The organism is Corynebacterium sp. L4757, from assembly GCF_043673995.1.
Classification (GTDB): domain Bacteria; phylum Actinomycetota; class Actinomycetes; order Mycobacteriales; family Mycobacteriaceae; genus Corynebacterium.
In genome coordinates this window covers 130,839-143,971 of the sequence record NZ_JBIMEN010000004.1, presented here as the reverse complement: position 1 = coordinate 143,971, position 13,133 = coordinate 130,839, and the positions used below count along the sequence as shown (strand labels likewise).

Sequence of the window (13,133 nt, the reverse complement as noted above, 5' to 3'; positions counted from 1 at the left end):
GTTCACTAGCTATCAAGACGTAGGACAGACTTCACTTCCTTGACCACATCAAGGTTGCTCAAGGAATCAACGATGCTGCGCAGAACTGCCTCACGCGCGGTATGGGTCACCACGATCAGGCGTGCGTCATCCTCAGAGCCTTCCTGGCGAACGGTACGCAGGGATACACCATTAGCAGCGAACTCAGAAGAGATAGCAGCCAGAACACCGGTGCGCTCGTCCACCTGCATATCAATGTGGTAGCAGGTCAAAGCTTCGCCCGCATCAGCGATTGGCAGGTTGGCGTAAGTGTTGTCCTCAGGTGCACGGCCACCGTGGACAATGTTTCGGCTCGCACCCACGATATCGCCGACTACTGCCGAAGCGGTTGGGTTACCGCCAGCACCATTGCCATAGAACATCAAGGAGCCCGCTGCCTCTGCTTCAACGAAGATGGCGTTGTAGGACTCAGAGACTGTAGCCAATGGGTGCTCCTTAGGTACCAAGGTTGGGTGAACGCGCGCATTAACAGCTTCAGTGCCGTCCTCGCGGGTCAGACGCTCACAGATAGCCAATAGCTTGATGGTGTAGCCAGCTTGGTTGGCTGCAGCGATATCTTCAGCAGTGACATCGGAGATGCCCTCACAGTAGACATCTTCAAAGTTGACGCGGGTGTAGAAACCGAGAGATGCCATGATCGCTGCCTTCGATGCGGCGTCGTGGCCCTCAACGTCAGCAGTTGGGTCGGCTTCTGCGTAGCCCAAGCGAGTCGCCTCAGCAAGAGCGTCATCATAGGACGCACCAGTTGATTCCATTGCGTCCAAGATGAAGTTGGTAGTGCCGTTGACGATGCCGGAAATGCGCTGAACGTGGTCACCAGCCAAAGAACGGCGCAGCATACCGACTACTGGGATAGCTGCGGCAACAGCTGCTTCGAAGTAAAGGTCAACGCCAGCAGCATTTGCTGCCGATGCAAGCTCATCAGCGTGCGCTGCAACCAAAGCCTTATTAGCGGTCACAACAGACTTACCAGCATTCAGCGCGGTGAGAACAAGCTGACGTGGGTAGTCGATGCCGCCGATGACCTCAACGACTAGGTCGACGTCTTCGCGCTCAATGAGTGCACGGGCATCATCAGTAATGAGCTCTTCTGGAACACCTGGGCGCTTCTTAGCCAGGTCGGATACAGCAATGCCGCGCACCTCTACTGGTCCACCGATACGCTGATTGTAATCGTCTGGGTACTCAGTCAGCAGACGGAAAACCTCTGCGCCAACGGTGCCAAAGCCCAAAAGCGCAATTCCTACTGGCTGACCGCTTCCCTTGCCGGTACGGATGAGTTCTTGGACATTCGAAGACATGCGTGTTCCCCTACTTTACGTGTTGCGTGGTGTGAATTTCATACCCTCCACATCATACAGAACAAGCTGTCTATTTCTGCCGGAAGGCCTATCTCTTTCGCCATGGACTAACCCCCTTGTAGGGCCCGCAATGGCGATACCAGTGACTATGCAACTGGTTGAGCGACAGATAAAGAGAATATAAGTTTTCCTAAAGCCACATTAGCCAGGCTTATGCGTCAGAAATCTTGCCAAAGTTGAATAAAACCCCCACCACTTGGCGGTTCATGCTTTTAAAGCCGAACTTTAAGTAGTGGGGGTTGGATGTCACTTTCCGCTTACCGCTTGGTACTAGTCCACTTCGAGTGAAAGGAGGTCTGCAAGGGTTTCGCGGCGCAGCATTGGCTTAGTCAACCCGGCTCGCACCGCCACCACAGCTGGGCGAACTGCAGCGTTATAGCGGGAACTCATGGAGTAGCTATATGCACCAGTCGCGGCAGTAGCGAGGAGGTCACCTGCGACAACGTCCTGCGGGATGTCGATATTCTCAATGAGGATATCGCCGGATTCACAGTGCGAACCCACAATTCGTGCCGGAATGGCTTCACCATCGGTGTAGCGGTTGATAACGCGCGCATCATATTCAGCGCCATAGAGCGCTGGACGAATGTTATCGCTCATGCCACCATCCACGGCAACGTAGCGGCGTTGAGGAACTGCCGGGTCACCGGTGGTGACATCCTTGATGGTGCCAACCTCGTACACGGTGGCAGCTGATGCGCCCACCAGCGCACGACCTGGTTCTACCAAAACAGTTGGTGGTTCAATACCAAGCTCATCTGCAGTATTGGAAACAGCGTTAAGCAAGTCTTGAGATACTGCTTTGATGTCCAGTGCGGACTCATGAGCGGTATATGGAATGCCATAGCCACCGCCCAGGTCAATCTCTTTCAGGGAGTAGCCCAGCTCGTTGTGAATCTGGCGGTACAGCCCCATGATGCGCTCCGCAGCTAGCTTGAAGCCTTCTGCGTCGAAGACTTGCGAACCCACGTGGCAGTGCAGACCAACCAGAGTCAGGTTCTCTGCGCGCAGACAAGCCTGCGCCGCCTCAAATGCTTCACCGGTCGCCAGGGAGATACCGAATTTCTGGTCCTCGTGTGAAGTTGCAATGAACTCATGAGTGTGGGCATCCACGCCCGGAGTCACACGAATCAGAACGGGCTGGATGCGTCCAGCCTTAGCTGCAATGAACTCCAGCAACTCCAGTTCCTGTGCGGAGTCGATGACCATGTGACCGACTTGTGCTTCTACGCAGGCCTGCAAGAATTTCGCGGACTTATTATTGCCGTGCACGGTGATTCGATCCGCAGGAAAATCCGCAGCGAGCGCGATTTGCAGCTCACCCAAAGAAGCTACGTCCAGCGCTAGTCCTTCTTCGTTGACCCACTTGGCGATCTGCTTAGACAAAAATGCCTTGGAGGCATAATGCACACGCTCCGGAGCACCAAAAGCCTCAGCCATATCCCGGCAGCGGGAACGGAAGTCATCCTCATCAAAGACCATGACTGGAGTGCCGTATTCTTCAGCAATTTCAGACAGCGGCACACCGGCGATGGTTACTTCACCATCTTCTTGACGCTGCGCGTTGCGTGGCCAGACTTGAGCTGGGAGTTCATTGAAATCAGCCATAAATTTACATCTTCTCCGGGGCGGATACGCCCACCAAGCGCAGCGCATTAGCGAGGACCTGACGGGTTGCTTGAGCAAGGGCAAGGCGTGCCGAGTGGATTGGAGCTGGCTCTTCGCCAGCCTTAGGAAGAACCTGGCACTGGTCATAGAAACGGTGGAAGACAGCTGCCATGTCTTCTGCATAACGAGCCACGCGGTGTGGCTCACGCAGCTCAGCGGCTTCAGCCACGACTGCAGGGAATTCACCGAGTGTACGGATGAGGTCTCCCTCACGCTCATGAGTCAATAGCGACAGGTCAGCACCTTCTGCAGAAGCGCCAACTTCTTCTGCCTTGCGCTGGATAGAGCACAAGCGCGCGTGACCATACTGCACGTAATAGACCGGGTTATCCGAAGACTGAGCAGCCCACAGGCCCAGGTCAATATCAATGGACTGGTCAACAGAAGAACGAACCAGCGAGTAGCGGGCTGCATCCACGCCGATTGCTGCCACGAGGTCATCCATAGTGATAACTGTGCCAGCACGCTTGGACATCTTCACAGCTTCACCATTGCGCAGAAGATTCACCAACTGGCCAATGAGGACCTCAACGGCATCAGCGTTATATCCCAATGCCGCTGCCGCAGCCTTCAGACGAGGGACATAACCGTGGTGGTCTGCACCCAACATGTAGATGTTCAGGTCATGACCGCGGTCGAACTTATCCGCCACATATGCAATATCGCCAGCGATATACGCCGCATCACCATCAGACTTGATGACCACGCGGTCTTTGGAATCACCGTAATCGGTGGACTTGAGCCACCAGGCGCCCTCATTTTCATACATCTGACCAGAAGATTTCAGCGTCTCCAAGGCCTTGTCTACTGCACCAGAATCAAAGAGTGAGTTCTCGTGGAAGTACACGTCAAAGTCCACGCCAAACTCATGCAGGTCCTGCTTAATCTGCGCGAACATCATCTCTACACCCTGGGCGCGGAAAGTCTCGCGGATTTCATCCTCGCTGCCTTTCAACGCATCAGGTGTTTGTGCCAGGACATCAGCAGCAATCTGCTGGATGTATTCGCCGCCATAGCCATCTTCCGGAGTTGGCTCACCCTTGGCTGCAGCAACCAAAGAATTTGCAAAGCGGTCAATCTGGCGACCATGGTCATTGAAGTAGTACTCGCGGGTTACTTCTGCGCCACTTGCTTCAAAAACGCGACCCAAAGAGTCGCCCACAGCAGCCCAACGGGTACCACCCAAGTGGATTGGCCCGGTTGGGTTCGCTGAGACGAACTCAAGGTTGACCTTAACCCCGCCCATGGCATCACCATGGCCGTAGCTCTCACCCGCGGCAGCAATCTTGGCAACAATTTCGCCCTGCGCTGCAGCAGCAAGACGGATATTCAAAAAGCCCGGTCCGGCAATCTCAGCGACATCGATTTCATCGGATTCGCCCAAAGCATCAGCCAACCAGGTAGCCAATTCGCGGGGATTCACGCCAGCCTTCTTCGCCACCTGCAGAGCAATATTGGTGGCATAATCACCGTGTTCTGGGTTGCGCGGACGCTCCACCGTCACGGTCTCAGGCAGGATTGATGCATCTAAATCATGGCGCTCAAAGACCGTCACAACGGTGTCTTTAATTAAAAGGGCTAAATCAGCTGGAGTCATAGCACAGTAGTTTAACGCACTACCCTGTCCCCGACTCAGACGAGTTCCACCCAACGCGCGCCATGAACATTTTTGTCATAACATTAGCCCTCAGATAGCGATACCTAATATGGCCAAAAATTAATACACAGCAGGAAATTAGTTAATAAAAAACATTAAATAAATAGCACATAATCGTACGTCAAACACTATTTTTTGTTAACTTATCCACATTTATTGGGAAGTTTATGATCTCAACTCACATTCTTTGGAAATATGATCTCAGTCAACCCCACATTGAAGCATTCACAGCTTGACTGCGAACCGCGCTTCCTGAAGTTAAAGGGATTTCCTCATGGAAAGATTCACTGTTGATACAGCCGCCATCGGTGGAAGCCTCGGGCTCACCGCACTAATCTCCACCATTCCCCTGCTGACATTTTTCGTCATGCTGCTGGGTGTCAAGGCCCGCGCTCACACCTCCGGCGCTGTCGCGTTGGTGGTATCCATCATCGTTGCGCTCATCGGCATGGGCATGCCAATCGATCTTGCGCTTTCCTCGGCCGGCCGCGGTGCACTGTTTGGATTGCTGCCTATTGTCTTCGTGATTGTCATGGCCATTTGGTTCTATGAAATCACCGTCGCTTCTGGCCGTTTTGAAGATCTTCGCCGTACCTTCGACATCTTGGGTGAAGGCGATATCCGCATCCAGGCCATCTTGATTGCGTTTTGCTTCGGTGGACTGTTGGAGGCGCTAGCAGGTTTTGGCGCTCCAGTTGCCATTACCGCCACCATGATTTTGGCGCTCGGTGTTCCACCGCTGCGCGCAGCCACGGTCGTTTTGATTGCTAATACCGCACCTGTAGCTTTCGGTGCAGTCGCAATTCCTATTACCACCGCGGGTGAGGTCGGCGGCCGTACCCTGGAGCAGACCGAAAATATCGCTGCCATCGTTGGTCACCAGGCGCCATTTTTGGCATTCATCGTTCCTTTCATCATCTTGTTCATTCTCGACGGCATGCGCGGCGTGAAAGAAGCAGCGCCAGCAGCCTTCGTAATCGGCCTGTCCTTCTCCGTTGCCCAGTGGGCAGCATCCAATTTCTTCGCATACCAGCTCACCGATGTCGTGGCGTGCATCGTGTCCCTCGGCGCCGCCTTCGCTTTCTTGCGCGTGTGGAATCCCAAGGGTGTTCCAGCACTTCGTGAGCGCATGGGCGTCGGCCCCCAGGAAACCAACATTGACCTGCCGGGTCGCCGCATTTGGATGGCCTTGATGCCTTATGCCGTGGTCACCGTCATTTTCGGCCTCGCCAACTTAGGTACCTGGTTGCCAAATCTGCTGGCACAAGCAACTATTAGGTTCGATTGGCCGCTGCTTAATGGCACGCTTGCCGATGCCCAGGGTGCAGAAGTCAACACCGCCTATTCCATTGCGGTTTTGAGCAACCCAGGCTCCCTGCTGCTCATTTCCGGCATCATCGTGGCAATCGTCTACGGCATCTTTAATGACAATGGCACCTACCCACTCAAGGCCAAGCAGGTGTGGGATGCATTTACCTCTACTGCATACCGCATGCGTTGGGCAGCACTAACCATCGTTTTAGTGCTGGCACTGGCTTATGTCATGAATTACTCCGGTCAGACCGTCGCTATGGGCGAATACCTTGCTGGTCTCGGTGGTATCTTTGCATTCCTCGCACCGGTCTTAGGCTGGATTGGCACGGCCGTTACTGGCTCCGATACCTCGGCAAATGCACTATTTAGTAAGTTGCAAGTCACTGCGGCCAATAACATTGGTATTAACCCCGACCTTTTGTTGGCGGCGAATACCACTGGTGGTGTCACCGGCAAGATGATTTCACCGCAGTCATTGGCGATTGCCGCGACCGCCGTGCAGATGGAAGGCGAGGAATCCAAGATTTTCAAGGCAGTTGTTGGATACTCTTTGTTCTTCCTGCTCTTGTTGTGCGTCTTGGTGTTCTTACAGACCAACGTCTTAAGCTTCATGGCGCCTGTTGTCTAAAGCTAAAACCGCCAAGACGCCCCCCTCAATCTCATCTAGACTAAGAACTAGATTTCACTTCACGCACTCCGCATGCATGTCCCGCATATTTCCCCCACCCCCCCATGTCCATGCAGGCGGAGATTGACAAGGAGAAGAAGTTTTGCGCATCGCACTATTTTCCACATGCATTGGTGACTCTCTGTTTCCAGATGCTCACAAAGCCACCGCTATCATTTTGGCCCGACTGGGCCATGAGGTGGTCTTTCCCGAACAACAGACCTGCTGCGGACAAATGCACATCAATACTGGCTATCAAAAGCAAGCCTTGGGCATGATCCGCACCTATAACGACGCCTTCGCGGATCCATCTATTGACTACGTGGTGGCGGCATCAGGTTCTTGTGTCGGCGCAGTCCGCGAACAGCACCGCCGCTTGGCTGACCGTTTCGGTAATGCAGCCGACGTCGATGGATCAAATAAATCCGCTGCTAAGACCTATGACCTGCCAGAGTTCCTGATCGATATCGCAGAAGTCACCAACGTGGGAGCATTCTTCCCGCACAAGGTCACCTATCACTCATCCTGCCACGGCCTGCGCTTCCTCAAGCTTGAAGACCGCCCCTACCGTTTGCTTCAAGAAGTCGAAGGCTTGGACTTAGTGGAGCTCAACAACGCCGAAGAGTGCTGCGGCTTTGGCGGTACCTTCGCGCTGAAAAACGCCGAGGTCTCCCAGGCGATGGTCTCCGATAAAGTCCGTCATATTAAAGACACTGGCGCAGAATATGTCACCGGTGGTGACTCCTCCTGCCTGATGAATATTGGCGGTTCTCTATCACGCCAGCAAACCGGCGTGCGAGCAATCCACATGTCAGAAATCTTGGCGTCCACCAAACAGCACCCATGGACTCCAACCTCCGCTATCTACTCCAGGGAGAAGATGCTCTAATGGCTACCTTTCTAGACACCACTCCACCGCGCGCACCGAAAGACTATGGCAATCTGCGTGGGGACCGCAGCTTCGTTCCCGCAGCGCATGATGGACTCAATAACGCCACGCAGCGCCGCAACCTGCTGCATGCCACCACGACCATTCGCAATAAGCGCGCCAATGTCATCCAAGAAATTGATGACTGGCAGGCACTGCGTGATGCCGGTTCCGCCATCAAGGAAGATGTCGCTGCCCACATGCCCGAATTACTCGAACAATTTGAAAAGGCCGTAACCGAGCGCGGCGGTATCGTGCACTGGGCACGTGATGCACGTGAAGCCAATGAGATCATCACTGAGCTGATCCGTGAAACCGGTGAGACCGAAGTAGTCAAGGTGAAATCCATGGCGACTCAAGAAACTGGTCTCAATGAGCACCTCGAAGAAGAAGGTATCCACGCTCAAGAAACCGACCTCGCTGAGCTCATCGTCCAGCTCGGTGACGACAAGCCATCGCATATTCTGGTCCCGGCTATTCACCGCAACCGCGCAGAAATCCGCGACATCTTCGTCGACAAAATGCCCGACACCGATGATTCACTGCCAGCTAATCCCCCAGAGCTTGCCGAAGCCGCACGCCTATTCTTGCGCGAGAAATTCATGAAAGCCAAGGTTGCTATCTCCGGTGCCAACTTCGGTATCGCCGAAAATGGCAACGTCTGCGTCGTCGAATCTGAAGGCAATGGCCGCATGTGCCTGACCATGCCCGAGACTCTGATTACGCTCATGGGTATCGAAAAGCTCTTGCCCAAATTTGAAGACCTTGAGGTATTCCTGCAACTGCTGCCACGTTCTTCCACCGCAGAGCGCATGAACCCCTATACCTCGCTGTGGTCAGGTGTGACCGAAGGTGATGGTCCACAAAATTTCCACATTGTGCTGCTTGATAACGGACGCACCGCCGCGATGGCCAGCGAGATTGGTTCGCAGGCACTCAAATGCATTCGCTGCTCGGCATGTCTCAATGTCTGCCCGGTATATGAACGCGCTGGCGGCCATGCATATGGTTCTGTGTACCCAGGCCCCATTGGTATTGCGCTGACCCCACAGTTGACGGGGATTAAGGATCATAAGGATCCATCGGCAAGCTTGCCTTATGCCTGTTCCTTGTGCGGACGCTGCGATGAAGTCTGCCCGGTGAAAATCCCACTATCTGATGTCATTTTGGAAAACCGCTACCAAAAGGTCACCCATGCAACCCCACCGGTGGAATCCAAGCTCTTCAAGGTAGTGGAAATGGCGTGGAAGAACCCCTTCTTGTGGAATCAAATCACGCGTATGGTCTTCGCCGGGCGTGTCTTGGGCGGATTCAATGGTGTCATCGAATCCCTGCCGCTATTCATGAGCGGCTGGTCCGATGGTCGAAACACTGCGGTACCGCCGAAGAAATCTTTCCGTCAGTGGTTTGAGTCTGAGAGCGCGCAAGACTTGTTGGAGCAAGCCCGCTCTGAGGGCATTCCCTCCAATGGTTTAAGCGGCAAGGAGAACTAAGGCGATGGCTTCTGCAAAATCTGAAATTCTGTCACGTATCCGGACCGCGCAAAAATCTGCTGGCCTGCCAACGTCTGTGACCGCGCCGCGTGAATACCAGCGCCACGGCACCACTGATGCTGAGCAGTTGCGTGAGATGCTGATCGACCGCCTCGAGGACTACAAGGCTGATGTCTTCGTCTGCGATGAAGCCGATCTTGCTACCACCGTGGTGGACATCCTAAACCAGCGCAACTGCCGCGTTATCCGTTATGCGCCGGGCATGGATGCTTCCCTCTTCGCAGGCTTCGACGGTGATGCAGCTGCCGATGATGTTTCTGTGGACCCGCGCGAGCTGGACTTAGTGGATGCGGTAATCACCGAATCAACGGTCTCTTGTGCCCAAACTGGCACGATCGTGTTGGAATCGGGTGAGACTAATGGCCGCCGTTCATTAACCCTGGTCCCCGATCGCCATGTGTGTATCGTTCGCCGGGAGGACATCGTGTACGGCGTACCAGAGATGGTCGCGCGAATTAATCCTGACCGTCCGGCAACGCTAGTCTCTGGCCCTTCGGCAACCTCCGATATCGAGCTTTCCCGCGTCGAGGGCGTGCACGGTCCCCGCGACCTTATCGTGGTCATTGTGAAATAACTCTAAACCCATCGGGGTTGACAAAGGCACTGCTAGATGCGTTCTGGCAGTGCCTATTTGTGTTATTTGAGAATTATTCCCATTTGGGGTTATCCGCCCTCCATAGGCGCATGGGAACTGCTAGGGTTTCTTAAGGAAACATATTTTAATTTAAGCAAAACCACAGTCTATGTTGAGGAGACATTGCGTGAAAGCCCAACGTCTAGTGGTCGCTGCCGTCGCAGCGCTCACCGCAATGCTTGCGCCGCCAGTCGCAGCGAATGCACAACAATCTTCCCCAGAAATTGCGTGGGAAGACTGTCCCCCACAGGTCAACCAACCCGGCGCTGAATGTGGCCGGATTGACGTGCCAACCTACTATTCGGATCCTTCCCTCGGTTCGATCAGCGTGGGCTTTGTTCGTGTGCCCGCCACCGACCAGGCAGCAAAGCGCGGCGTACTCTTTGGCAACCCCGGTGGTCCCGGCGGTGACGCATATTCCTACGCCGCCAGCGATTCCGTGGAGTGGCCGGAAGAAATCCGTCAGGAATGGGACTTCGTGGGCGTTCAACCTCGCGGCATGGTCGGCTCCACCCCAGTAGATTGCACCGCACCAGGTGGTGACACCATGGACGCAATGCTCAACATGGGCGCGTATATCCGCAACTCTTGTGAGCAGGCCACCCCTGGCTACACCAACTCTTTGACCACCGAAAACACTGCGCGCGACTGGGAAATGGTCCGCCAGGCACTCGGTGAGGAAAAGATTTCCATCATGGGCTTGTCCTATGGCACTTTCCTCGGTTCTACTTACGCCACCTTGTACCCGCAGCACACCGACCGCGTGGTCTTGGACTCCGCGATGAAGCCTTCGGCTGCATGGAATGGCATCTTGGCGTCCCAGGAGGCTGGCTACAATAACGCGCTCGATGATTTCTTCACCTTCATGGCGGATAATAATGCCACCTACCGCGCGGGCAGCACCCCACTTCAGGTGTATGAGCGTTGGTCCCGCGTGGTTGCACGCGAAGCCGGTGCACGTCCGACTGCGCTTCCACCAGGAGCAAAAATCGGCGACCTTCCACCTGGATTGGAATTCGCTGGTCAGGCCGGCGCCGATGTGATGACCGCTACCGGTCCACTGCGTGTGCAGGCAGAAAACTTGCGTGATAGCGCCGTGAATCCGGGCGCTAACCAGGCATACTCCGTCACCTTGTCTCTCACCCGCGGCTTGGTTCCCCTGCCTCAGGAATGGGATGCATTGGCAAAGCACATCACCGGCGCTGAACGCCTAGACCAGGGTGAAAGTGAGCTAAGCGCAGAAGAAATCGAGCAATATCAGTCTCAGATGGCTCAAGGCCAGTCCTTCCAAAACCTGATCATCTGCAATGAGAACACCGTTCCTGCCGACTACGCAGCTATCCCGACTTACGTATGGTCCAACTATGTGACCGGCGATATTTTCGCTGCTCCCCCAGCGCTCTTCGCCTCCGGCGCAGCCTGCAATGGACGCGGTCCGGTAACCAAGAACCCGACGCTGAATGGTTCAGCACTTGAGGTTCAACCATTGCAGATCAACGCCACCGGTGACCCACAGACCCCTTACCGTTACCACGGTGAAATGGCCCGCCAGATGGGTGCCCACGTAGTCACCGTAAATGGTCCTGGCCACGGGCATGTCGCCGCAGGCAATGAGGTAGTCGATGACATTGTGGTTGACTACCTGCGCACCGGTACCACTTCTGCTACCAGCGCACCTGGCCTGCACTCCTAAACCCACACCTCCCGCGTTGGGCGCGCTGAAACCCTGGGTCGGTTTCATTGCACCCCACCACATGGGCTAGAATTACATCGTTGCTTGAAACATCAGGCAACGATGTTTTTGTCTCCGTAGCTCAGCGGATTAGAGCATCGGTTTCCGGTACCGAAGGTCGCAGGTTCGATCCCTGTCGGGGACACAAATTCCCACCCCCGCCCACCAGCATTATTGCTGTTCGGCGGGGGTTTGAACTTTCACCTTAAAGTGAATTTTCAGGCAATTACCCTTGTTTCACCACTTGCATCGTGGAAGGTCATGGACTTCCAGGTGCAACGACGAGCTCAATTAGAGCTTCGCGTTCGGGATCAAAAAATCCCAGTACGACAATAAGCGCACTGGGATAGAAGCAGCGACTAAAATGCCGCTGAAAATTTAGCCTGGGTAGGAGGGATCGAGCATCCACATACCGTAGAGCAGGGCTGCGAGAAGAACAGTGACACCAGCTGCTGCTGGGATCCATGCTAGGAACTCGCTCATCAAACCGTCCTGAGCATCACGAGCTTCAGCTTCGCGTGCATCAGACTCATGACGTGTAATTTCAGACATTTCCTCATCCTCCGACTCACCTGAGCGCTATTGAACTTCACATATTGTAACAGGAATTCTTTAAATAAATACTTTACGCAGCTGCGAGGGTACCCGCAGTTTAGGGCAAAGTTGGTGCCACTAATCAGACTCGAGCACCCGTGCGGAGCCATCATCTGATTCCAGAGCATCAACGAAGGCGTCTCGGTCAGCGAACATGGCCTCCACATCATCCTCTTCCCCAGCAATCCACAGGCCAGTGGCCTCATCAAAAGTCAGCGCCGCCTCAGGGTGGGCCTCCAGGATGGATTCCATGGCGTCTGACTGGGCATCGCTCAGCTCAGCTTCATCGAACTGCGCTGGGTCACCGATAATTGCGGTCTGCTCAGGGAAACTGGTGATGTTGTACTTTTGGTACTGCTTTTCAGGACGCTCAAATAGCTCTTGGCTCATCATGGGCTTCATTCTACGCACCCTCGTTACGCAGCCTCAGGTGGCGTCAGCCGACGGCGCCAGCTAATAGCTTTACCTGTAGTACTCCAAGAACTCAAAGGAGCGCGACTTCATGCACCAGTCCTGGTGACACGAAGTCGCGCTCGAGGCGGGTTTTAAGGATTGTCTACTAGCCTCAAATCTCCCATTAACTTTGTCCCAAAGTTAATTTCCGGCGGGAATTACTACCCACAACACTAGGTAGAGCAGCAATTGCGGTCCTGGAAGAAGGAAGGACAGCAGAAATAGGACACGTACGAGTGTCACATCGATATTGTAGGTTTCTGCGATGCCTCCCAAAACGCCCGCAACATACTTGTTGGTGGGAGAACGGCGCAGGCTGCGACGGTGGGCAGGCTGTTCGGAATAGTTGCTGTATTGACTGCTCATGATGGATTTCATCTCCTGATGATGACGCTTGGGCTACTTGCTTCTTGCTATATCCATCATTAAACGCGGGATTCATTCCCAGCACATCAGGGAATCACCCTGATCTTTCAAGGATAAATTCCCCTGAGTCCCCCTGACCAGTACATCAGGGGGACTCAGGGGAATCT

General features: G+C 54.4%; 11 protein-coding genes and 1 tRNA gene. 6 read left to right on the top strand and 6 right to left on the bottom strand.

Features of this window, described 5'->3' with window-relative positions; all coding sequences use genetic code 11:
- Positions 1 to 5 precede the first annotated feature (5 nt).
- The 3 genes from ACG98I_RS06805 to argS all read right to left on the bottom strand — a co-directional run bounded on the left by ACG98I_RS06805 (position 6) and on the right by argS (position 4,665).
- A complete protein-coding gene (locus ACG98I_RS06805; RefSeq protein WP_394719414.1) occupies positions 6 to 1,340 on the bottom strand; it encodes a homoserine dehydrogenase in 1,335 nt (444 codons plus the stop codon).
- Between the two features lie 330 nt (positions 1,341 to 1,670).
- Complete coding sequence (gene lysA / locus ACG98I_RS06800; RefSeq protein ID WP_394719416.1) at positions 1,671 to 3,008, bottom strand: diaminopimelate decarboxylase; 1,338 nt, start codon at positions 3,006 to 3,008, stop codon at positions 1,671 to 1,673.
- Positions 3,009 to 3,012: 4 nt separating this feature from the next.
- Positions 3,013 to 4,665, bottom strand: a complete 1,653-nt coding sequence (argS, locus tag ACG98I_RS06795) for an arginine--tRNA ligase (protein ID WP_394719418.1) — start codon at positions 4,663 to 4,665, stop codon at positions 3,013 to 3,015.
- Positions 4,666 to 4,999: 334 nt separating this feature from the next.
- On the opposite strand from argS, the gene ACG98I_RS06790 reads away from it, so the two are divergent.
- The 6 genes from ACG98I_RS06790 (at position 5,000) to ACG98I_RS06765 (ending at position 11,698) form a co-directional block, all read left to right on the top strand.
- Entirely contained in the window at positions 5,000 to 6,667 is a 1,668-nt protein-coding gene (locus tag ACG98I_RS06790; protein ID WP_394719420.1) for an L-lactate permease, read from the top strand.
- A gap of 142 nt (positions 6,668 to 6,809) precedes the next feature.
- Positions 6,810 to 7,595, top strand: a complete 786-nt coding sequence (locus ACG98I_RS06785; RefSeq protein ID WP_394719422.1) for a (Fe-S)-binding protein — start codon at positions 6,810 to 6,812, stop codon at positions 7,593 to 7,595.
- A complete protein-coding gene (locus ACG98I_RS06780; protein ID WP_394719423.1) occupies positions 7,595 to 9,127 on the top strand; it encodes a lactate utilization protein B in 1,533 nt (510 codons plus the stop codon). Before ACG98I_RS06785 ends, ACG98I_RS06780 begins: the two co-directional genes overlap by 1 nt.
- 4 nt (positions 9,128 to 9,131) lie before the next feature.
- Positions 9,132 to 9,761 (top strand): lactate utilization protein C, encoded by a 630-nt coding sequence (locus tag ACG98I_RS06775; RefSeq protein ID WP_394719425.1) that lies wholly within the window; start codon positions 9,132 to 9,134, stop codon positions 9,759 to 9,761.
- A gap of 235 nt (positions 9,762 to 9,996) precedes the next feature.
- Positions 9,997 to 11,514 carry an alpha/beta hydrolase gene (locus tag ACG98I_RS06770; RefSeq protein WP_394719471.1) on the top strand — a complete coding sequence of 506 codons (1,518 nt, stop codon included), beginning with the start codon at positions 9,997 to 9,999 and terminating at the stop codon, positions 11,512 to 11,514.
- A 110-nt stretch (positions 11,515 to 11,624) separates the two neighbouring features.
- Positions 11,625 to 11,698: transfer RNA gene (locus tag ACG98I_RS06765), tRNA-Arg, on the top strand.
- A 233-nt stretch (positions 11,699 to 11,931) separates the two neighbouring features.
- Here ACG98I_RS06765 and ACG98I_RS06760 read toward each other — a convergent pair.
- From ACG98I_RS06760 to ACG98I_RS06750, 3 genes are all read right to left on the bottom strand, one after another.
- Positions 11,932 to 12,105 (bottom strand): hypothetical protein, encoded by a 174-nt coding sequence (locus ACG98I_RS06760; RefSeq protein WP_394719426.1) that lies wholly within the window; start codon positions 12,103 to 12,105, stop codon positions 11,932 to 11,934.
- Positions 12,106 to 12,225: 120 nt separating this feature from the next.
- Positions 12,226 to 12,540 (bottom strand): molecular chaperone GrpE, encoded by a 315-nt coding sequence (locus ACG98I_RS06755; RefSeq protein ID WP_394719428.1) that lies wholly within the window; start codon positions 12,538 to 12,540, stop codon positions 12,226 to 12,228.
- A gap of 201 nt (positions 12,541 to 12,741) precedes the next feature.
- The gene (locus ACG98I_RS06750; protein WP_394719429.1) at positions 12,742 to 12,966 is read right to left on the bottom strand and encodes a PspC domain-containing protein; all 225 of its coding nucleotides are present in this window, start codon (positions 12,964 to 12,966) and stop codon (positions 12,742 to 12,744) included.
- Positions 12,967 to 13,133 lie beyond the last annotated feature (167 nt).